20 protein-coding genes and 1 tRNA gene are annotated in these 19,002 nt (G+C 59.1%); 11 read left to right on the top strand and 10 right to left on the bottom strand.

Going from position 1 to position 19,002, the window contains the following annotated elements:
- Positions 1-7: 7 nt before the first annotated feature.
- Complete coding sequence (locus tag ACUN0G_RS21665) at positions 8-364, top strand: DUF2784 domain-containing protein (RefSeq protein ID WP_445574243.1); 357 nt, start codon at positions 8-10, stop codon at positions 362-364.
- On the opposite strand, the gene ACUN0G_RS21660 is transcribed toward ACUN0G_RS21665, so the two are convergent.
- Positions 351-1,319, bottom strand: coding sequence for an SDR family oxidoreductase (locus ACUN0G_RS21660; RefSeq protein ID WP_445574242.1), 969 nt, complete (start codon positions 1,317-1,319; stop codon positions 351-353). The genes ACUN0G_RS21665 and ACUN0G_RS21660 overlap by 14 nt on opposite strands.
- 96 nt (positions 1,320-1,415) lie before the next feature.
- Between ACUN0G_RS21660 and ACUN0G_RS21655 the strand changes: the two genes are divergently transcribed.
- From ACUN0G_RS21655 to ACUN0G_RS21630, 6 genes are all read left to right on the top strand, one after another.
- Complete coding sequence (locus ACUN0G_RS21655) at positions 1,416-2,300, top strand: LysR family transcriptional regulator (protein ID WP_445574241.1); 885 nt, start codon at positions 1,416-1,418, stop codon at positions 2,298-2,300.
- Between the two features lie 54 nt (positions 2,301-2,354).
- Complete coding sequence (locus ACUN0G_RS21650) at positions 2,355-2,933, top strand: DUF4337 domain-containing protein (RefSeq protein ID WP_102369684.1); 579 nt, start codon at positions 2,355-2,357, stop codon at positions 2,931-2,933.
- Positions 2,934-3,119: 186 nt separating this feature from the next.
- Positions 3,120-3,962, top strand: a complete 843-nt coding sequence (locus ACUN0G_RS21645) for a hypothetical protein (RefSeq protein ID WP_158660303.1) — start codon at positions 3,120-3,122, stop codon at positions 3,960-3,962.
- Between the two features lie 158 nt (positions 3,963-4,120).
- Positions 4,121-4,783, top strand: coding sequence for a M24 family metallopeptidase (locus ACUN0G_RS21640; RefSeq protein ID WP_445574240.1), 663 nt, complete (start codon positions 4,121-4,123; stop codon positions 4,781-4,783).
- Positions 4,784-4,800: 17 nt separating this feature from the next.
- Positions 4,801-5,154, top strand: a complete 354-nt coding sequence (locus ACUN0G_RS21635) for a gamma-glutamylcyclotransferase family protein (protein ID WP_445574239.1) — start codon at positions 4,801-4,803, stop codon at positions 5,152-5,154.
- Between the two features lie 242 nt (positions 5,155-5,396).
- The gene (locus ACUN0G_RS21630) at positions 5,397-5,666 is read left to right on the top strand and encodes a short-chain dehydrogenase (RefSeq protein ID WP_445574238.1); all 270 of its coding nucleotides are present in this window, start codon (positions 5,397-5,399) and stop codon (positions 5,664-5,666) included.
- Between the two features lie 75 nt (positions 5,667-5,741).
- On the opposite strand, the gene ACUN0G_RS21625 is transcribed toward ACUN0G_RS21630, so the two are convergent.
- From ACUN0G_RS21625 to ACUN0G_RS21615, 3 genes are all read right to left on the bottom strand, one after another.
- Complete coding sequence (locus tag ACUN0G_RS21625) at positions 5,742-6,200, bottom strand: DUF2442 domain-containing protein (RefSeq protein WP_445574237.1); 459 nt, start codon at positions 6,198-6,200, stop codon at positions 5,742-5,744.
- 3 nt (positions 6,201-6,203) lie between these two features.
- On the bottom strand, positions 6,204-6,437 hold the full coding sequence (locus ACUN0G_RS21620) for a DUF4160 domain-containing protein (protein ID WP_445574236.1): 234 nt from the start codon (positions 6,435-6,437) through the stop codon (positions 6,204-6,206).
- 111 nt (positions 6,438-6,548) lie between these two features.
- Positions 6,549-6,638 (bottom strand) — tRNA-Ser (locus tag ACUN0G_RS21615).
- A 333-nt stretch (positions 6,639-6,971) separates the two neighbouring features.
- Between ACUN0G_RS21615 and ACUN0G_RS21610 the strand changes: the two genes are divergently transcribed.
- The 3 genes from ACUN0G_RS21610 (at position 6,972) to ACUN0G_RS21600 (ending at position 9,732) form a co-directional block, all read left to right on the top strand.
- On the top strand, positions 6,972-7,661 hold the full coding sequence (locus ACUN0G_RS21610; RefSeq protein ID WP_445574235.1) for a crotonase/enoyl-CoA hydratase family protein: 690 nt from the start codon (positions 6,972-6,974) through the stop codon (positions 7,659-7,661).
- Between the two features lie 215 nt (positions 7,662-7,876).
- Positions 7,877-8,632, top strand: a complete 756-nt coding sequence (locus ACUN0G_RS21605; protein WP_445574234.1) for a lysophospholipid acyltransferase family protein — start codon at positions 7,877-7,879, stop codon at positions 8,630-8,632.
- 128 nt (positions 8,633-8,760) lie between these two features.
- Positions 8,761-9,732 carry a magnesium and cobalt transport protein CorA gene (locus ACUN0G_RS21600; RefSeq protein ID WP_017475769.1) on the top strand — a complete coding sequence of 324 codons (972 nt, stop codon included), beginning with the start codon at positions 8,761-8,763 and terminating at the stop codon, positions 9,730-9,732.
- A gap of 165 nt (positions 9,733-9,897) precedes the next feature.
- On the opposite strand, the gene ACUN0G_RS21595 is transcribed toward ACUN0G_RS21600, so the two are convergent.
- From ACUN0G_RS21595 to ACUN0G_RS21585, 3 genes are all read right to left on the bottom strand, one after another.
- Positions 9,898-10,626 (bottom strand): amidotransferase, encoded by a 729-nt coding sequence (locus ACUN0G_RS21595; protein WP_445574233.1) that lies wholly within the window; start codon positions 10,624-10,626, stop codon positions 9,898-9,900.
- 203 nt (positions 10,627-10,829) lie between these two features.
- The gene (locus ACUN0G_RS21590; protein ID WP_445574232.1) at positions 10,830-12,977 is read right to left on the bottom strand and encodes a 3-hydroxyacyl-CoA dehydrogenase NAD-binding domain-containing protein; all 2,148 of its coding nucleotides are present in this window, start codon (positions 12,975-12,977) and stop codon (positions 10,830-10,832) included.
- 16 nt (positions 12,978-12,993) lie between these two features.
- Positions 12,994-14,199, bottom strand: a complete 1,206-nt coding sequence (locus tag ACUN0G_RS21585; RefSeq protein WP_445574231.1) for an acetyl-CoA C-acetyltransferase — start codon at positions 14,197-14,199, stop codon at positions 12,994-12,996.
- A 680-nt stretch (positions 14,200-14,879) separates the two neighbouring features.
- Between ACUN0G_RS21585 and ACUN0G_RS21580 the strand changes: the two genes are divergently transcribed.
- Positions 14,880-15,683 carry a c-type cytochrome gene (locus ACUN0G_RS21580; RefSeq protein WP_445574230.1) on the top strand — a complete coding sequence of 268 codons (804 nt, stop codon included), beginning with the start codon at positions 14,880-14,882 and terminating at the stop codon, positions 15,681-15,683.
- A gap of 106 nt (positions 15,684-15,789) precedes the next feature.
- Here ACUN0G_RS21580 and ACUN0G_RS21575 read toward each other — a convergent pair whose 3' ends face one another.
- The 3 genes from ACUN0G_RS21575 to ACUN0G_RS21565 are packed head-to-tail and all read right to left on the bottom strand — an operon-like array spanning position 15,790 to position 18,953.
- A complete protein-coding gene (locus ACUN0G_RS21575) occupies positions 15,790-16,593 on the bottom strand; it encodes a transglutaminase family protein (RefSeq protein WP_010165966.1) in 804 nt (267 codons plus the stop codon).
- Positions 16,590-17,540, bottom strand: a complete 951-nt coding sequence (locus ACUN0G_RS21570) for an alpha-E domain-containing protein (RefSeq protein WP_177071199.1) — start codon at positions 17,538-17,540, stop codon at positions 16,590-16,592. Before ACUN0G_RS21570 ends, ACUN0G_RS21575 begins: the two co-directional genes overlap by 4 nt.
- Before the next feature lie 3 nt (positions 17,541-17,543).
- On the bottom strand, positions 17,544-18,953 hold the full coding sequence (locus ACUN0G_RS21565) for a circularly permuted type 2 ATP-grasp protein (RefSeq protein ID WP_017475776.1): 1,410 nt from the start codon (positions 18,951-18,953) through the stop codon (positions 17,544-17,546).
- Between the last annotated feature and the right edge of the window lie 49 nt (positions 18,954-19,002).

Below are 19,002 nucleotides of genomic sequence, written 5' to 3'. Positions count from 1 at the left end.
CCCAATCATGCTCTACCGCTTCGCCGCCGACGGCCTGGTGCTGTTTCATTTGTCGTTCATTCTGTTCGTGCTGTTTGGCGGTTTGCTCGCCCTCAAATGGCGGCCCGTGATGTGGCTGCATTTGCCCGCTGCTGCCTGGGGCGTTGCGGTGGAAGTATTCCACCTGCCCTGCCCACTGACCCGCTGGGAAAACCTGTTTCGCCACCTTGCCGGGCAGGACGGTTATGGCGGCGGGTTTATCGAGCATTACATCCTGCCCCTGATCTACCCGGCCGGGCTGACGCCGCAGATTCAATTAGGGCTGGGCGCACTGGTGCTGTTGATCAACATCGCGGTGTATGTGCGCCTGATCAGGCGCTCCTAGACAGGCAACCAATACCAACTAACGTCGCCTCAACCGCCTCATCCAACGGTGTGTGGGGTTCGCTGCCCAGCACCTGCACCAGGCGGCGGTTATCCATGCGTACCTCGGTTTGCCACAGGTAGCGCATCTCCTGCATCTCGCGGAAGGTGGTGACAAAGGGCGCGGCCAGTTTCAGCAGCCACCATGGGAAAGCACTGACAGAAGGCTGGCGGCCGGTCCTGCGTGACACCACCCGCTGAATCGCCTGGCTCATCTGCCGACCGTCCGCATCAACATGCCCCGCCATATGAAAGCGTGCGAAGGCATCAAGGCTGTCGCGGCGTGCAATCAACTCGACCATGGTTCTCGCCACGTCAGGCAGGTAAGCCCACTGATGCCCCACGCCTGTCGCCCCTGGATAGCTCACGTTGGCCACCGGCTTTGCGGGTTTGACCAGGCCTTGGGAAAACCAGCTGCTGCCGGCCTTGGCGCCGAAAAAATCGCCTGCCCGCACGATCAACACCCGGGCGCCCTGCTGGGTCGCCTCAAGCAAACGCTGCTCCATCTCCACCCGGATCGCGCCCTTGCGGGTAAGTGGATGCTGCGGCGAATCTTCCTCCAACCGCGCAAATGCATCAGGCCCGAAGTTGTACACCGTGCCTGGCAAGACAATCGTCGCCCCTTCCGCAATTGCCGCCGCGATGCTGTTGTCGATCATCGGCAACACCTGCTCTGCCCAGCGCTGGTAACCAGGCGGGTTGACCGCATGCACGATCACCGAACAGCCCTTGGCCGCCGCGATGACTTCCTCACGGTTCAGCGCATCACCTTTTATCCAGGTGAAATCGGCGCTCTGCTTGTGAGCCTTATCCACGTCCCTCGTCAGGGCGCACACCTGCCAGCCCGCAGCGAACAACTGCCTTGCCACCTCACCACCAATCCCGCCCGTCGCGCCCAATACCAGAACCTTGCTCATGCTTTTTCCCCTGAGGGTTGTTTGATGCAGCGATTCTGTTGGTCGGCGAGCTATAGAGGAATTGCCGAAGATGATCCAGACGCTATACATTTATGCATGGCATCGACTATTGGTTGGGAGCTTTACCGGTCATTCCTCGGGGTACTCAAAGAAGGATCGTTGTCGGGGGCCGCACGGCAGCTCGGCATCACTCAACCCACGGTTGGACGGCACATCGCTGCGCTGGAGAAATCCCTGAACGTGGTGCTGTTCACCCGTTCCGCCAGCGGCCTGCTGCCCACGGCGGTCGCCCTCACCCTGCGCACCCACGCCGAAACCATGGAAACCACCGCCGCCGCCCTCGAGCGCGCCGCCTCTCCACAAGGTCCGGAAGTACGCGGCGTGGTGCGGGTGTCTGCCAGCGAAGTGATCGGCGTGGAAGTCCTGCCGCCGATCATCACCCGCCTGCGCCAGCAGCACCCGCACCTCAAGGTCGAACTGGTGCTGAGCAATCGCCTGCTCGACCTGCTGCAACTGGAGGCCGACATCGCCGTGCGAATGGTCCGACCCAGCCAGGAACAACTGCTGGCAAAGCGCATCGGCGTTATCGAAGTCGGCCTGCACGCACGCAACGACTACCTGCAACAACACGGCACGCCTCAGAGCCTGAATGACCTGACGGTCCACTCAGTCATCGGCTACGACCAGGAAAACGCCTTCATCCGCAGCCTGGCGGTCAAAGGCTTCGAGCGCAGCGCCTTTTCCCTCAGCAGCGACAGCGACCTCGCACAACTGGCCCTGATCCGCGCCGGCGCCGGAATCGGTGGCTGCCAGGTCAAACTGGCCCGGCAAGACACCCGCCTGAGCCGAGTCCTGCCGGACGCCTTTGCCCTGCAACTGGACACCTGGGTCACCATGCACGAAGACCTGCGCAACAGCCCGCGTTGCCGCGTCACCTTTGACGCCCTGGTGGCCGGTTTGCAGCATTACGTACAGGATTGAGACAGCTTCGCTGGTGAAGAATCAGAGTCCCTCAAACCCTTCATAGACGCCCCCATGTCCGAAGCCTTCGAAGTCCCCAGCCCCCACGAAAAACACGTTGAACATGCGACCGAACATGCCCACCGCAGCGGGGACAATTTCGCCAGCCGCATCGCCGTGATGACCGCCATCATGGCCACCGTCGGCGCCATGCTCAGCTACCAGGCCGGCTCCACCGAAAGCGAAGCGGCGATGGACAAAAACAACGCCGCCATCTTCAAGACCGAAGCCGCCAACCAATGGAACTACTACCAGGCCAAATCCAGCCGGCAGAACCTCGCGGAACTGGCGACCCATATTCCGGGCGTTGACGCCAAGCACTACACCGATGAGATCGAGCGTTATAAAACCCAGAAGGAAGACGTGCGCAAACAGGCCGAAAAGCTCGAGGCCACGTCGAAGGAATGGGATGAAAAGTCAGAGCAGGCATTGCATCAACATCACCGCTGGGCACAGGCGATGACCGCGATTCAGATCGCGATTTCGTTGGCGGCGATCACGTTGCTGACAAGGAAGGAATGGTTGAAGCGCATGGCGTATACCGCAGGCAGTGTGAGCGTGGTGCTGGGCGGGATGGCATGGTTGCATATTTGAGAGCTGGATTTTCATCGCCCTTCGGAAGCAGAAATACGGCGTCACGTATCGTCGTATTTCGCTGATAGCTATCACCAAACCAAACCGACTATAAAACTCGCCATCGCTCGCAACCTGGAAAGTTGACTATTGATGGGAGAAAACGAATTCACTCAGTGCGTCCCGGATGCCAGAAGCCCTGTAACGTTGAACACCTCACTGGATGATTACTTCGCGGCAGAATGCCTTCAGATCTTCGCTCAAGTGGAGGACCTGTTTCTCTACCAGACCAGTAGCACCAAATACCTGACTGAGTTAATGCCGGAAGTGAGCCTCGGCACCAAATTTATCGGCTTTGAGGTTGAGAAAATCTATTCCGATACGGAGGTTTATACCTTTCGTACGGAAGGGATGAATGGAAACTACTTCTCCGTGATGGTGAAGCCAAAAAAGGTTTGGATTGATGTAAGTTGGGTTGAGCCAGGCAGAGGTGGTAACGGTATATACGCCGCTGTGGGGGCCTTCGCTGCCAATACAAAGCGCGAGTTTATCGGTGACCCGGACGGACTATCGGACATAGCAACGCGCCGCAGAACCGATGCAATGCTTTCATCCGCCCTCAAACACAAAACAACTGACCATGTCCGACCCCATCTGCGGCAAATTGACGGTGATGAACAGCTGGGCATTCCGTCGCTGAGCTGGGTTGAGGGTGACACGCTTGGCAATATCCAGCGTATGATTAAAACGACCTATGAATCCCTGACCTTCTACGTGCCGGAGGTACGAAATGCTTATTACGACTTCGCAAACAAAACCTTCCGAGACACTGCGGGCCGACAGCTTCTGGATGGAAATCTGGCAAAGTGGAGCTTTGAGCATCCAGGAAGCCGAAAGGCGGGCGCAGGGCTCGCGACGCTTAAAAGAGGCCTACTCGTCGGTACCCTTCTACGCGAAGAAGGCAGCTCGAGACTCTCAATTCTGGAGCAAATTTTACGCGAGCCGCGTGAATTCGTAGAAAAGGGCAATCTTGCGGGAATCTTCTACTGACCATCTGATACCCCCTCCTCCTAGACTCACTTATATTCACCAGCCCCCTCGCGTCAGAAAACATCGGCATATTCCGGCATATCCGCTTGGGGTCCTACACCTACTCGCTATATAGTAAAACGCATAACGCCTGACACTATAAAGCCGAGGAAAAGCCGGTGACCGCACAATCATCCAAGGAAGCTGTGGGCGTCGCCTACAGCATCGAGTCAATGCGTTACGCCCAGGCCATGACCTGGCGCGCCATCGAAGCGCTGTCCAGGCTCATCCGCCCCGGCATGCTCGAATCCGAAGCCCGCGAACTCGGCAAAAAAGTCCTCGCCGACCTCGACATGCAGCGCATCTGGCACCCGCTGCTGGTGCGCTTTGGCGCTAACACCATCAAGACCTTCAAGGAACGCTCCGACGGCGACCCGGTGCTGGGGGAAAACGACATCTACTTCATCGACATGGGCGCCGTGTGGCAAGGCCATGAAGGTGATGCGGGGGCGACATTCAGCACCGGCAACAACCCAGAGATGGCCGCGTGTGCGAGCGCGGCAAAAGCGTTGTTTGATCGGGTTGAGCAGCGCTGGAGGAACGACAAAGTCGTCGGCCTGGAGCTCTATCGTTTTGCCGAAGAACAAGCGAAGGAAATGGGTTGGGTGCTGAACCTGGACATCAAAGGGCACCGCGTCAGCGATTTCCCCCATGCGATTTATCGTGGCGGTGACCTTGGGGATTTTGACCAGTATCCGAATGAAGGGCTGTGGATTCTGGAGATACAGATCGCGCACCCGAGCGGGGCTTATGGTGCGTTTTACGAAGATTTGCTGGCTTAACTTTTCAAGGAATAAAGATGGAACGCTCGACCGAATTTCCCGTGCTGTTGTTTTCCTACGGCACGTTGCAGGACAAGGCTGTGCAGTTGGCCAACTTTGGTCGGGAGTTGGTGGGACAGCAGGATGCGATGCTGGGGTACTCGAAAAGCTGGGTGGAGATTACCGATCCTGAGGTGTTGGCGGCCAGTGGCAAGACCCATCATCCGATTGTTTCGCCGAGCGGGCGGAATGAGGACAGTGTTGAGGGGATGGTGTTTCAGATTACCGAGCAGGAGCTGGCGGCGGCGGATGCGTATGAGGTGTCGGACTATAAGCGGGTTTCGGTGGGGCTGGCTTCGGGGTTGACGGCTTGGGTGTATGTGCAGGCTTGAGGGGGTGCAGTTGGTCAATCGGAGTGTTTTCCTACAGATCAATCGGAAGGCATGCCCTGCCCGCATCGTAATGCCAGGTCTTATAGTCCCTCGGTCGCCGTCATGGCGACCGAGTTTGGCGACTCGAAGACAAATCTGAAAACTAAAACTCTGCGAACCAGTTTTTCAGGCGACGGCATTTTTATGAAGGTCTAACTTGAAAAAGGTTAGCTATTTTCTATTTGTCTCAGATGGACTCCCGTATGAATCAATATATGGCACTCACCAGCAACGACTGCACCACACCCGCCCTTTTCGTAGACACCACAGCACCGCTGGATGTCCTGCTTGATGCTGCAAACTATCGGATTCGCGCCGTAACCCAAGCTCTAGAAAACCTGGCGCGGCGTGCAGAAATCAGTAGTGATACGGTCGTGCTGGGCGACTTTTCCTTGCTCTGCGCAATTCCGTTACGCGATGGATGCGATCTGCTGGATGTCATAGGTCGGAGGATGGCAGCGCAGTATTCCTGAACCCACTGGCTTGACCCCGCAAAAACGAAAAAGGGACGACCTCTCAGTCATCCCTTTTTGCGAACATTACCCAACCTAAACGCAACGTGTGCCACGAGCCTTATGCTCGTACTCCCACCCCTTACACGCCAACCCTACATGCTTGGGAATCAGAGCGGCCCCGCTGCTGTAGGAAGTAATGGTCCTACGAGTGAAGCCCAGTTCCACAGCCGCAGCGGAGAGCGACAGATTGTTGCTGAGCATCCACTTTCTGAAGTCCTGCGTCAGCATGACCTCGCCGGACTGTTCCAGCGCCAAACGATGCAAGGTGACGCAGGACAACTCAAGGTCATTGCCCCAAGTCACGTCAAAGCCCCACTCACCGACTTCAACCCGACCAAATAGAGCCAAGTCCTGAAGGGGTTTTAGAATCGGGAAGGCATTTATGTGATCAGTGAGATCAACGGTATGCCGCTTGCCGTTATTCCACTCAATTTCGATGGCATGCTTGCCGGCAACTGGTTGCACAGCAGAGATGCGAAGCTTGCTGGTCATAAGTCAGTTCCTCCGGTTTTGTTCATTCCATACGCGCCAAAGATCAGTGGTATGGACTCTTGCCCAAAGCAGGGCGGCTTTCAAGGCCTTGGTTTCGGCACCTTTGCCGAGAACCACCAGCCCTTCTATCTGAACCAACGACTCTCCGTCCGGCGTTTGCACGTGAAAGTGCGGCGGCGCGTGGTCGTCGGGGTAGTTTTTTATTTTCCAGTTTCGTTCACTGTGAAGGGTAGCCATGGGGACAGATGCTAGAGAAAATTTTTCTCTAGCACAACCCTGTATTCAAACCCCAGAAACCACAAAACCCCTGACTTCTCTCGAAACCAGGGGTTTTGTTTACATCGAATTTGGCGGTGAAGGAGAGATTCGAACTCTCGATACAATTTCTTGTATACACACTTTCCAGGCGTGCTCCTTAAGCCACTCGGACACTTCACCGTATCTCGTCAAACTGATTCAGTCTGTCGAGGCGCGCTAATGTAGTCGAAAGCTTTTCCGATGGCAAAGGTTTTTTTCAGAATTTTCATGCGCTTAGGCGGTTATGCCGTTCCAGACCTCTCCGGCGCCATGCACACCAAGGCGATTCTGCCATTCTCGGGCACTGGCGGCGCTTGTCTATAGTAGCTGCTGCGCCCTGCCGAAGGCCGCCTGCGGGCGGGCATGGGGGAAAAGTCTGACTGGGTAGTCAGTCACGGCGCTTTACCAGGGCGGGCGCGGTGGGTAACGTCTGCCGTCTGTCCTTCTATTACAAGCATTACAAGGAATCGCGTCATGAGTGAGTTGATTGCCTACCACCTCGAAGACGGTATCGCGACCCTGACCCTGAGCAACGGCAAGGTGAATGCCATTTCGCCGGCAGTGGTCAGTGCGTTTAATGAAGCGCTGGATCAGGCCGAGAAAGATCGGGCGGCGGTGATCATCACGGGCACGCCGGGGATTTTGTCCGGTGGCTATGATTTGAAGGTGATGACCGCCGGCCCCAAAGAAGCGGTGAGCCTGGTGACGTCGGGTTCCACCCTCGCCCGCCGCCTGTTGTCACACCCGTTCCCGGTGATCGTGGCGTGCCCTGGGCACGCGGTGGCCAAGGGCGCATTCCTGTTGCTGTCGGCGGATTACCGGATCGGTGTGGACGGACCTTTCAGCATTGGCCTGAACGAAGTAATGATCGGCATGACCATGCACCACGCCGGGATCGAGCTGGCGCGGGATCGTCTGCGTAAGTCGGCCTTCCACCGTTCGGTGATCAATGCCGAGATGTTTAACCCGCAGGACGCGTTGAGCGCCGGGTTCCTGGATAAGGTGGTCGCGCCGGAAGAATTGCAGGCAGCCGCGCTGGAAGCGGCTCGCCAATTGAAGAAGATCAATATGAACGCCCACAAGCATACCAAGCTGAAGGTGCGTAAGGCGCTGCTGGAAGCCCTGGATGATGCGATCATTCAGGACCAAGGCCACTTGGGTTAATAAAACCTACGCCTGCTGAATCGAAGCCCGACCTTGAGTCGGGCTTTTTCTTACAAAGAATTCCGGTTTGCCTACAACCGCTCTAGACAGTGTCTGTCACGGCACGTTGAAACATGCGCTTAAACATCGCCTATCTTCCGACTCTATAGGGGCAATTGCCGAATACAGTGCACATCCGTACACTGCGCCACCTTTTGTCCCGATGGGCTGTGTCGATGCTTTTTTTGTTACGCATGTTGTTGATGGGCCTGCATTTTATGATCGCCGGCGTGCTGGGCGTGCTACTGGGGATCTGTCGGCCGTTCAATCCGGACAACAGCCGTTACTGCGCGCGCCTGTATGCCGTGCCGGCGATGTGGCTGTTGCGCCTGCGGGTGAAGGCTGAGGTCGACTCGCTGCGCAACAAGCCCAACAGTTGCGTGATCATCGCCAACCATCAGTCCAACTATGACCTGTTTGTGTTCGGCACGGTGGTGCCCTATCGCACGGTGTGTATCGGCAAGAAGAGCCTGAAGTGGGTGCCGTTGTTTGGGCAACTGTTCTGGCTGGCGGGCAATGTGTTGATTGACCGGGGCAATGCGCACAAGGCGCGGCGCTCGATGCTGACCACCACGCATACCTTGCAGCATGCAGACACCTCGATCTGGGTGTTCCCGGAAGGCACGCGCAACTTCGGCGAAACCCTGCTGCCGTTCAAGAAAGGCGCGTTCCAGATGGCTATCGCCGCGGGCGTGCCGATTGTGCAGGTGTGTGTCAGCACTTACGTGAAGCAGATGAAGCTCAACCGCTGGAACAGCGGCAATATTCTGATTCGCTCGCTGCCGCCGATTCCTACGAAGGGGCTGACGATGGATGACATGCCGCTGTTAATGCAGACCTGCCGCGAGCAAATGAAAGATTGTATTGAAGCAATGGACCGAGAGTTGGAGATCGCCTCCTGTAGGAGCGAGCTTGCTCGCGAAGGACGTTAACGATTACGCGCTCATTCTGGATTAACCCGCCGCTCTCAGGTTTTTCGCGAGCAAGCTCGCTCCTACAGAGGGCGCGTTCAGGCTAAGCTGCGCAACAACTGTCATCCAATAAAGAAGCGATCAGCACTATGGGTAGAGTTGTTGCGGCCGCCGTCTATAGCGCCGGAAAGAAAGTCACTGATATCACCCTCGACGAAGGCGCCGCCTGGGCCGCCAAGCCCGACCACTTTGTGTGGATCGGCCTGGAAGAGCCCAGCGCCCTGGAACTGGCCAACCTGCAACGCCAGTTCAACCTGCACGAACTGGCCATCGAAGACGCCCTGGAAAAACACAGCCGCCCCAAGCTTGAAACCTTCGGCGACGCGCTGTTTATCGTGACCTATTCGCCGGTGCGCGATAACGGCAAGCTGGAGTTTATCGAGACCCATATCTTTGCCGGCAGCGGCTATATCATCACCGCCCGCAACGGCCACTCGGCATCCTACGGCTACGTGCGCCAACGTTGTGAGGCGCGGCCACTGTTGCTGGAGCATGGGGAAGATTTCGTACTCTATGCGCTGCTGGACTTTGTTACCGAGAACTACCAGCCGGTGAGCGAGGCGATTCATGCCGAGGTCGATGAGCTGGAACGCAACGTGTTGTGCAACTCCCTGAGTGAAGCGGATATCCAGAAGCTCCACGGCCTGCGCCGCGATGTGCTGCGACTGAAGCGCTACGTGGCGCCGATGGTGGAGATCAGCCAGGAGTTGCAGAAACTGAGCTTCCCGTTTATCGACAAGAACATGCGCCCGTACTTTCGCGATGTGCAGATTCACGTCACGCGGCAGATGGAAGACCTGACCACCCTGCGGGATATCGCCAGCCAGACTATCGAGATAGGGGTGTTGCTGGAAGCGTCGCGCCAGAGCGTGGTGCAACGCAAGTTTGCCGCGTGGGCAGCGATTCTGGCATTCCCGACGGCGGTGGCCGGGATCTACGGGATGAACTTCCAGAACATGCCGGAGCTGCAATGGCACTACGGCTATTTTGCGGTGCTGGGGTTTATTGCGGTGGGGTGTACGAGTTTGTGGGCCAGTTTCAAGCGTTCAGGCTGGCTGTAACAAACCCAGCTCAATTTGCTGGAGATCAACAGTGTGGGAGCTGGCTTGCCTGCGATAGCATCACCTCGGTTTGTCAGTGACACCAAGGTGATGCTATCGCAGGCAAGCCAGCTCCCACATTAATCTGCTTTGCCTTGAAGACCGTGCTTCTTGCCCTGGACGGTTTCAGGCAGCGCCTGCTTCGGGTTTGTGCGCCACAAACCGCATCATCCATTCCGCTACGGTCACACCGTGGTGATCTCGTTCCAGACTGGCCACACCATTGGTGTAGACCTTCTCCCCCAGGGTTGTCTGAAGAATCTCCAGCAGCTCGCGGGAATAGTCGTGGATAAATTCCGGGTGGCCCTGGAAGCACAGCACCTGGTCTTCGATGTGGTACGCCGCAAACGGGCAGAACTCGCTGGAGGCGATCACTGTGGCGTTTTCCGGCAAGGTGGTGACCTGGTCCTGGTGGCTGATTAACAGCGTCAACTCTTCCACCACCGGGCTCATCCAAGGTGCCTTGGCGTTCAGTTTGTAGTCATGGATGCCCATGCCCCAGCCCCTGGTCGCCCGCTCGGTCTTGCCGCCCAACAGCAGCGCCAGCAACTGGTGGCCGAAGCAGATGCCGATCAGTTTGTCGCCGCGGGCATGGCGGTCCAGCAGGTAGGTCTTGAGGGTCTGAATCCACGGATCGGTGCCGAAGGAGTCGGCCTTGCTGCCCGTCACCAGATACGCGTCGAACACCTCTTCATCCGCCGGGTATTCACCCTGCACCACGTTATAGATGACGAATTCGGCGGCAATCGGCTGTTTGGAAAACAGGCGCTTGAACATCTGCCCGTACCCTTGGTACTGATCGATCAGCCCAGGACGCAGGATATCGGTTTCCAGGATGCACACGCGTAACGACATAAAAAATACCTGACACGGCGATGGGAATAATGAACACCCCCAGAGCCTGCCTTGAAATACCCTTCCAAGGCAAGCCCCATCGCCATGTTCAATGTGGGAGCGGGTTTGCTCGCGAATGCGGTGTGTCAGTCACCACACTCATTAGCTGATCCACCGCTTTCGCGAGCAAGTCGAATCGTCGCACCGCCGCTCCCACATTTTGATCACCGAAACGCTTCACCCTGTGCGGCTTTCTCCAACAGCAGCGCCGGTGGTGTGAAGCGCTCACCGTATTGCTCGGCCAGGTAACGGGCGCGGGCGATGAAGTCGTTCAGGCCGTACTGGTTGATGAATTGCAGCGCCCCGCCGCTCCAGGCGGCAAAGCCGATACCGAAGATTGAGCCGACGTTGGCATCCGCCGTCGACATCAGCACGCCCTCCTCCACACAGCGCACGGTTTCAATGGCCTGGATGAACAGCAAGCGGTCACGCACGTCCTGGGCCGAGATCCGTTGCTCAGGCTTTTCAAAGCGGTTTTTCAGCTCCGGCCACAGGTGTTTCGGCCCGCCCGCCGGGTAATCGTAGAAGCCGCCCCCAGCGGCCTTGCCCGGGCGTTTGTATTCGTTGAGCAACAGGTCGATCACGGCAAATGCCGGATGCTGGGGTAACGGCTTGCCCTCGGCCTGTAGGTCTTTGGCCGTCTGCTGGCGGATATGGCTCATCAGGCTAAGGGAAACTTCGTCAGAGACCGCCAGCGGTCCCACAGGCATGCCGGCCTTGCGCGCCTCGGTCTCGATCATCGGCGCCGCCACGCCTTCGCCGAGCATGGCGATGCCTTCGTTGGTGAAGGTGCCGAACACACGCGAGGTGAAGAAGCCGCGGCTGTCGTTGACCACAATCGGGGTTTTCTTGATTTGCAGGACGAAATCGAAGCCCCGGGCCAGGGTTTCGTCGCTGGTACGAGCGCCCTTGATGATTTCCACCAGGGGCATTTTGTCCACCGGGCTGAAGAAATGCAGGCCGATAAACTTGCCCTGGTCGGGCACCGCCGTGGCCAGGCCGCTGATGGGCAAGGTGGAAGTGTTGGAGGCAATGACTGCGTCGGCCCCCACCACGCACTGCGCAGCGGCCGAGACCTTGGCCTTGAGTTCCCGGTCTTCGAAGACGGCTTCGATGATCAGGTCGCAGCCGGCGAGGTCGGCATCGGATTCGCTAGGAATAATCCGCGCGAGGATGGTTTCCCGCTGCTCTGTGGTCAATTGCCCACGGCCGACCTTCTTGTCGAGCAACGCTGCCGAGTGGGCCTTGCCCTTCTCCGCCGCCGCCCGGTTGACGTCCTTCAGCACTACTTCAACGCCCGCCGAGGCGCTGACGTAAGCAATGCCCGCGCCCATCATCCCGGCGCCAAGCACGCCGACCTTGCGTGTCACATACGGCGCAAAGCCCTTGGGTCGCGAGCTACCCGCGTTGATTTCATTGAGCTGGAACCAGAAGGTGCCAATCATGTTTTTCGCCACTTGCCCGGTGACCAGTTCGGTGAAGTAGCGGGTTTCGATCAGGTGCGCAGTGTCGAAATCCACTTGGGCGCCTTCCACGGCGGCGCAGAGGATTTTCTCTGGGGCCGGGAAGCAGCCGTTGGTTTTGGCGCGCAGGATCGATGGCGCAATGGCGAGCATTTGCGCGACCTTAGGATTGGACGGCGTGCCGCCAGGGATCTGATACCCCTTGATGTCCCAACGCTGTTTCGCCTCGGGGTTGGCCAGAATCCACGCCCGGGACTTGGCCAGCAGCTCGTCACGATCTACCGCCAGCTCGTCAATCAATCCAGCTTGCAGCGCCTGTTGCGGCGTAGTCTTTTTGCCTTCCAGCAAGTAAGGCAAGGCCTTTTCCAGCCCGAGCATACGCACCATGCGTACGACACCGCCGCCACCCGGCAGCAGGCCAAGGGTGACTTCCGGCAGGCCGATCTGTACCGACTTGTGGTCCAGCGCCACGCGGTGCTGGCACGCCAGGCAAATCTCCCAGCCACCACCCAATGCCGCGCCGTTGATGGCGGCCACTACCGGTTTGCCGAGGGTTTCCAGGGTGCGCAGTTGCGCCTTCAGCACCAGCACGCTGGCGTAGAAATCCTTGGCGTGGGGCTTGTCGACCTTGATCAATTCATTGAGGTCACCGCCGGCAAAGAAGGTCTTTTTCGCCGAGGTGATGATCACGCCCGCAATCGAATCCTTCTCGGCCTCCAGGCGGGCAACGGTGGCCGCCATGGCCTCGCGGTACACCCCGTTCATGGTGTTGGCGCTCTGGCCGGGCATGTCGATGGTCAGCACCACGATCTGGTCCTGGCCTTTTTCGTAACGAATGGCATCGGTCATGACTGATTCCTTAGGCTCAGAGGCGTTCGATGATGGTGGCGATACCCATGCCGCCGCCGACACACAGGGTGGCCAGGCCATACCGCTGCTGGCGCACCTCCAGTTCGTCGAGCAAGGTGCCGAGAATCGCGCAGCCGGTGGCGCCCAGCGGATGCCCCATGGCGATGGAGCCGCCGTTGACGTTGACCCGGGCGGCGTCGATGCCCATGTCCTTGATGAACTTGAGCACCACCGACGCAAACGCCTCGTTAACCTCGAACAGGTCGATGTCTTCAACCCGCAGGCCAGCCTTGGCCAGGGCCTTGCGGGTGGCCGGTGCGGGGCCGGTGAGCATGATGGTGGGGTCAGTGCTGGTGACCGCCGTGGCGACGATACGCGCCCGGGGTTGCAGGCCGAGTTCGCGGCCTTTTGCTTCAGAACCGATCAGCATCAGCGCCGCGCCATCGACGATCCCGGAACTGTTGCCCGGTGTGTGCACGTGATTGATGCGTTCGACGTGGCTGTAGACCCGCAACGCCGTGGCGTCGAAGCCCATCTGGCCCATCATTTCGAAGCTGGGTTTGAGTTTGCCCAGGCCTTCGAGGGTGGAATCTCCACGGATGAATTCGTCCTGGTCCAGCAGCACGATGCCATTCTGGTCCTGCACTGCGATCAGCGATTTGTTGAAGGAACCGTCTGATCTGGCCCGCGCCGCTTTCTGCTGTGAGTGCAGGGCAAAGGCGTCGACGTCCTGGCGGGTGAAGCCTTCCAGCGTGGCAATCAGGTCGGCGCCGATGCCCTGCGGGGTGAAGTGGCTGTGCATATTGGTTTGCGGGTCCAACACCCAGGCGCCGCCGTCGCTGCCCATGGGCACGCGGGACATGGACTCGACGCCGCCCACCACCACCAGGTCTTCAAAGCCGGAGCGCACTTTCATCGCGCCGAGGTTCACGGCTTCCAGGCCCGACGCGCAAAACCGGTTGATCTGCACACCGGCGACACTGACGTCCCAGTCCGCCACCAATGCGGCGGTCTTGGCGATGTCGGCGCCTTGATCCCCCACCGGCGTGACGCATCCCAGGACGATGTCATCCACTTGCCGGGTATCGAGGTCGGAGCGCTGTTGCAGCGCGGTCAGCAACCCGGCCACCAGGTTCACCGGCTTGACGCTGTGCAAGGCGCCATCCGCCTTGCCTTTGCCACGGGGCGTGCGTATCGCATCAAAGATCAAAGCTTGGGTCATGACGTCCTCGAATCACTGGGCAACGAATCGTGCTCTTACCTTAGGCGCCGGGGCGCCGGATTCAATGACCGAACCGCTCATTGACCTTGACGCACACGCTCAGACGAACGGTAGGAGGCTATGGGATTTGGCTGATTAATCGTTTTAGCTGTCTAGCCCTAGGGCTGGCGTCTGGCTGGCACTTGGCCTCATGCCTTTTTAATAAGTTTTCTTCAGGTAATGAGATGAAATGGATCTAAGCCAAGCAGAACGAGGGCTCTAAGGTTGAATCTGTAGGAGAAGTAAAAGGTTGCTGCCGGGTTTTGCTGGGGCACCTGTAAGAACTGTAAGAAAAGAGTCATGTAGCACCGTCATAGTTGAATCGACCGGCACGCATTTGACGCTCAGGAATAACAACAAAAGGCAGTCAGCCATGTTCAAGCATTCGAAAGTACGTCAGGCGGGACTTATTCTTTTCGCCACCACACTGATTCTGATCTTGCCCAACCTCACCAAGGTTATTGGGTGACCTCTCACACCCCACATTCTGCGCAGACACAGCGCCAGGATCGCAGCCTTTGGCAGCGCCTTTCGGGATATTGCGTACAGCGATCCCGTCAGGGGCTGCCGTTTTGCGCGCCGGTTTCAGGGGATTTTGCGGTATCGTGAACCCGCATTGCCACTCAAACACGGGCCACTCCTTGAAACAGATCATCGTCCTCCTGAGCCTGCTGCTCGCCTTGCCGGCGTCTGCCGCACAGCTGACCATCGAGCTGGACCACACCAGCAAAACCTGGGAAACCGCCGAGCTGCTCAAGCGCCCGGATGCGCAGACGGTGCAGATCGTTGATGACGTTTCCTACAAGCGCAACATGACATATCGCGCGGTACCGTTGGCAGCGCTGTTGCCGGGCATCACGCCGGAAAATCATCTGCAGGCGGTGGCGCTTGACGGCTTTGCCGCAGAACTGACGGCGGCACCGCTGCTATCAAAAAGCGGCGCGCGGGCCTGGCTGGCGGTGGAAGATCCGGCGCATCCGTGGCCGCCACTGGCGGACTGCAAGCCCAGTGCCGGGCCGTTTTATCTGGTGTGGACGGACCCGCAGGCCGGGCCTATCAGCCCTGAGCAGTGGCCGTTTCAGATCTCCGGGATCAAACAAATGAAGACGGTTGCGGAGCGCTTTCCGGCGTTGTTACCAGACCCGAAACTGGCGGCGAATGATCCGGTGAATCAAGGCTTCGCGCTGTTCCAGAAGAACTGCCTGGCGTGTCATCGCCTCAACGGGGCCGGCGATGCGCAGGTGGGGCCGGACCTGAATATTCCTTACAACCCCACTGAATATTTTGCCGGGGATTTCCTCAAGCGCTACATCCGCGACCCGCAAAGCATGCGGCATTGGCCGCAGGCGAAGATGCCAGCGTTTGCCACCAGCGTGCTGCCGGATGCGGACCTGGATCTGCTGGTGGGGTATTTGAAGCATATGGCAGGCAGAAAGCAGCCTTAAGGCTCGGGTAAATCTGTGGAGAGGGAGCTTGCTCCCTCTCCACAAAAAGCTTTCCTGGCACAGAGAGCTTTCCTGCTACACAAAGCTCCCTCTCTCTCCCGGAATCCTACTGCTGCTGCACCGAAATCACCGGTGTCGGCGCCACAAATACCTTGGCATGCATCTGCTCATGCCCTCCCCCACGGCGCATGCCCCGCACCGGGCAGGCGTCGAGATAATCCAGGCCCACCGCCAGCTTCAAATGCCGTTCCGGCCGGGCCAGTTGATTGGTCACGTCAAAGCTGTACCAGGCGTCATCCAGCCAGGCTTCGGCCCAGGCATGACTGGCCAGGTGCTCGCAGTCTTCGCTGTACAAATACCCCGACACATACCGCGCCGGGATACCCAGGCTGCGAGCACAGGCGAGGAAGGCGTGGGTGTGGTCCTGGCACACCCCGGCACGTCCGGCAAATGCCTTGGCCGCACAGGTGTCGACTTCGGTAGAGCCCGGCGAGTAGGTCATGTACTGGTTCAGCGCATGCATTAAATCAATCAACGCACTGCGGTCGCGGCGCTGGTGGCAATGCTTTTCGGCAAAGCTGCGCAGGGCATCGTCCGGCTCGGTCAAACGGGTGCAGCGCAGGAACGGAAACGCCGACTGGCTTTCATGTTCGGCCTCGCGCAACTCATCGATATCCACCTGGCCACGGGCGCCGATGATGATGGCTTCGTGGGGCTCGTCCAGGGTCAGTACGTGCAGGATGTTGCCGAACGGGTCCAGTTGCGCCCGCACCGGCCGGGGCAGGTCCAGTTGCCAGCTAAGGACGTGCTGGCGCTCGCTGTCGTGGGGCGTGAGACGCAGGTACTGGATGCTGGCACGCACCTGGTCTTCGTAGTGGTAGGTGGTTTCGTGGCTGATGGAAAGTCTCATGCCGCCTCCAGGTAGGAACTGTAAATAGCATCGCCCAGCTCGCGTACGAGCGGGATGAAGTCGGTCAGCCAAGCGTGCAGGCCTTCCTCGAGAATTTCGTCGATCGCGGTAAAGCGCAAGCGTGCATCCATTTCAGCCGCCAGGCGCTGGGCCGGGCGACCGTTGATGCCGGGCAGGCTGCCAAGGATCTGGTCGATCTCTTCACTGCACGCCCGCAGCGAACGCGGCACATCGGCGCGGAGCAGCAGCAGCTCGGCGACTTGCCGGGCGCCAGGGGCGTCGCGGTAGATCTCGGTGTAGGCCTCGAAAGAGGACAAGGCCCTTAATAGCGCACTCCACTGATAGTAGGCGTGGGCGGTGCCATCGGTGACCGCTTCGGCCTGGTCACCGGCCATTTCATAGCGGGCATCCAGCAAGCGCAGGGTGTTATCGGCCCGTTCGATAAAGGTACCGAGGCGGATAAAACGGAAAGCGTCGTTACGCATGATGGTGCCGTAGGTGGCGCCACGGAACAGGTGGGAGCGTTCCTTGACCCACTCGCAGAACCGACTCATGCCGTAACGACTCAGGCCTTGCTGGGCGATGTCGCGAATTTCCAGCCAGGTGGCGTTGATGTTTTCCCACATGTCGGCGGTGATTCGCCCACGTACCGCATGAGCACTAGCCCGAGCAGAACCCAGGCAGCTGTAAATGCTCGCCGGGTTGGCCGCATCCAGAGCGAAGAAGTGCAGCAGGCGCTCGGCGTGCAGCTCACCGTGACGCTCGCGGTAATCGTCGAGGGTACCGGTGATCAACAGTGGCATTGCCAGTTCATGCAGGCCGTCGCCGCGTCCGTCCTGGGGCATCAGCGACAGCGAATAACTGACGTCGAGCATCCGTGCAAGGTTTTCCGCACGCTCCAGATAGCGCGACATCCAATACAAATCCGAGGCAGTTCTACTCAACATATTTCAATCCTCGACCACCCAGGTGTCTTTGGTACCGCCGCCCTGGGACGAGTTGACCACCAGCGAACCTTCCCGCAGTGCTACGCGGGTCAGGCCGCCGGGCACCACACGGGTTTCCTTGCCTTGCAGCACAAACGGGCGCAGGTCGATGTGGCGTGGAGCGATGCCGTTTTCGACGAAGGTCGGGCAGGTGGACAGGCACAGGGTTGGCTGCGCGATATAGGCGTGGGGCTTGGCCTTGATGCGTGCGCGGAAGGCTTCGATTTCCGCCGCCGAGGCGGCCGGGCCGACCAACATGCCGTAGCCACCGGAGCCCTGGGTTTCCTTCACCACCAGTTCCGGAAGGTTGGCCAGCACGTGGGACAGTTCACTGGGATTACGGCACTGGAACGTCGGAACATTCTTCAGGATCGGTTCTTCATCCAGGTAAAAACGGATCATCTCGGTGACGAAGGGGTACACCGACTTGTCATCCGCCACCCCGGTGCCGATGGCGTTCGCCAGCACCACATTGCCCGAGCGGTACGCCGCCAGCAGGCCCGGCACGCCGAGCATGGAATCCGGGTTGAAGGCCAGCGGGTCGAGGAACGCGTCGTCGAGGCGGCGGTAAATCACATCCACCGCCTTGGGGCCGTCGGTGGTGCGCATGAACACGCGGTCGTCGCGTACAAACAGGTCGGCACCTTCCACCAGTTCCACGCCCATTTCACGGGCCAGGAACGCATGTTCGAAGAACGCACTGTTAAAACGCCCCGGGGTGAGTACCACCACGCTGGGGTTATCCAGCGGGCTGGAGCTTTTCAGGGTGTCGAGCAACAGGTTGGGGTAATGATCGATGGGCGCGATGCGCTGGGCGGCGAACAGTTCGGGGAACAGGCGCATCATCATCTTGCGGTCTTCGAGCATGTAGCTGACACCGCTGGGGGTGCGCAGGTTGTCTTCGAGGACGTAGTAAGTACCGTCGCCATCGCGTACGAGGTCGACGCCGGAGATGTGGGAATAGATATCGCGGTGCAGGTCCAGGCCCTGCATCGCCAACTGGTATTGCTCGTTGGCCAGCACTTGCTCGGCAGGGATGATCCCGGCCTTGATGATCCGTTGTTCGTGGTACAGGTCGGCGAGAAACATGTTCAGCGCCTTGACCCGCTGGATGCAGCCGCGCTCGACGATCCGCCATTCGCTGGCCGGGATGCTGCGGGGAATCGTGTCGAAGGGAATCAGGCGCTCGGTGCCTTGCTCATCGCCGTACAGCGTGAAGGTGATACCGGCCCGGTGAAACAGCAAATCGGCCTCACGGCGGCGCTGGGCCAGCAGCTCGGCAGGCGTCTCGGCCAACCAGCGGGCGAACTCGCGGTAATGGGGGCGCACCTGCCCTGCCCCGTCGTACATCTCATCATAATAAGTGCGGATCATGCCGTACTCCTTGTCACCCGGACGCCAGAACCTTCGCAAGGCCCGTGCC

It is taken from the genome of Pseudomonas sp. 32A (genome assembly GCF_052682255.1).
This window is presented reverse-complemented; position numbering and strand designations above follow the sequence as displayed.

Bases quoted from the DNA above. Each gene is read 5' to 3' on its own strand.
- ACUN0G_RS21570 (WP_177071199.1), bottom strand. From the start codon at position 17,540: ATGTTGAGTAGAACTGCCTCGGATTTGTATTGGATGTCGCGCTATCTG.
- ACUN0G_RS21610 (WP_445574235.1), top strand. From the start codon at position 6,972: ATGAGTGAGTTGATTGCCTACCACCTCGAAGACGGTATCGCGACCCTG.
- ACUN0G_RS21655 (WP_445574241.1), top strand. From the start codon at position 1,416: ATGGCATCGACTATTGGTTGGGAGCTTTACCGGTCATTCCTCGGGGTA.
- ACUN0G_RS21660 (WP_445574242.1), bottom strand. From the start codon at position 1,319: ATGAGCAAGGTTCTGGTATTGGGCGCGACGGGCGGGATTGGTGGTGAG.
- ACUN0G_RS21585 (WP_445574231.1), bottom strand. From the start codon at position 14,199: ATGACCCAAGCTTTGATCTTTGATGCGATACGCACGCCCCGTGGCAAA.
- ACUN0G_RS21620 (WP_445574236.1), bottom strand. From the start codon at position 6,437: ATGGCTACCCTTCACAGTGAACGAAACTGGAAAATAAAAAACTACCCC.
- ACUN0G_RS21665 (WP_445574243.1), top strand. From the start codon at position 8: ATGCTCTACCGCTTCGCCGCCGACGGCCTGGTGCTGTTTCATTTGTCG.
- ACUN0G_RS21600 (WP_017475769.1), top strand. From the start codon at position 8,761: ATGGGTAGAGTTGTTGCGGCCGCCGTCTATAGCGCCGGAAAGAAAGTC.
- ACUN0G_RS21650 (WP_102369684.1), top strand. From the start codon at position 2,355: ATGTCCGAAGCCTTCGAAGTCCCCAGCCCCCACGAAAAACACGTTGAA.
- ACUN0G_RS21625 (WP_445574237.1), bottom strand. From the start codon at position 6,200: ATGACCAGCAAGCTTCGCATCTCTGCTGTGCAACCAGTTGCCGGCAAG.
- ACUN0G_RS21595 (WP_445574233.1), bottom strand. From the start codon at position 10,626: ATGTCGTTACGCGTGTGCATCCTGGAAACCGATATCCTGCGTCCTGGG.
- ACUN0G_RS21565 (WP_017475776.1), bottom strand. From the start codon at position 18,953: ATGATCCGCACTTATTATGATGAGATGTACGACGGGGCAGGGCAGGTG.
- ACUN0G_RS21605 (WP_445574234.1), top strand. From the start codon at position 7,877: ATGCTTTTTTTGTTACGCATGTTGTTGATGGGCCTGCATTTTATGATC.
- ACUN0G_RS21630 (WP_445574238.1), top strand. From the start codon at position 5,397: ATGAATCAATATATGGCACTCACCAGCAACGACTGCACCACACCCGCC.
- ACUN0G_RS21590 (WP_445574232.1), bottom strand. From the start codon at position 12,977: ATGACCGATGCCATTCGTTACGAAAAAGGCCAGGACCAGATCGTGGTG.
- ACUN0G_RS21575 (WP_010165966.1), bottom strand. From the start codon at position 16,593: ATGAGACTTTCCATCAGCCACGAAACCACCTACCACTACGAAGACCAG.
- ACUN0G_RS21635 (WP_445574239.1), top strand. From the start codon at position 4,801: ATGGAACGCTCGACCGAATTTCCCGTGCTGTTGTTTTCCTACGGCACG.